Origin of the sequence: uncultured Pseudoteredinibacter sp. (assembly GCF_947502065.1) — a bacterium.
In the GTDB taxonomy this organism is placed as follows: Bacteria; Pseudomonadota; Gammaproteobacteria; order Pseudomonadales; family Cellvibrionaceae; genus Pseudoteredinibacter.
In genome coordinates this window covers 1-344 of sequence record NZ_CANMYE010000034.1, presented here as the reverse complement: position 1 = coordinate 344, position 344 = coordinate 1, and the positions used below count along the sequence as shown (strand labels likewise).

Here is a 344-nt window from a genome sequence, read left to right as displayed (position 1 = left end):
AAATTGTAATCACCGTCCGCTAAGGCTTCAGCGGCCGTTGGGGTGTAGCTCCAATTACCCTGACCATCACTGGTGGTTTCAAACAACTTCGTACCACCATTGGCTGGGTCACCATCGTAAATGCGGATGGTCGCATTTTTAGGACCGGTACCGGTAATGGTCGGACGGTCATCATTGGTGATGCCATTGTGGGCAATGGTTTCGTCTGCACCACCGGCTACCGCTGGAACATCATCAATCACACTCACAATGCTCGGCGCACCCGGTGTCGCCGTATCAATATCAAACTCTAAAGGATCGGTCTCGTTCGATTCGTTGCCCGCTTTATCAACCACCTTCGCCGA

1 protein-coding gene is annotated in these 344 nt (G+C 52.3%); it reads right to left on the bottom strand.

Annotated elements, in window-relative coordinates:
- On the bottom strand, nucleotides 1-344 hold a 344-nt coding region (locus tag Q1A41_RS20245; protein WP_299982971.1), incomplete at both ends, for an Ig-like domain-containing protein.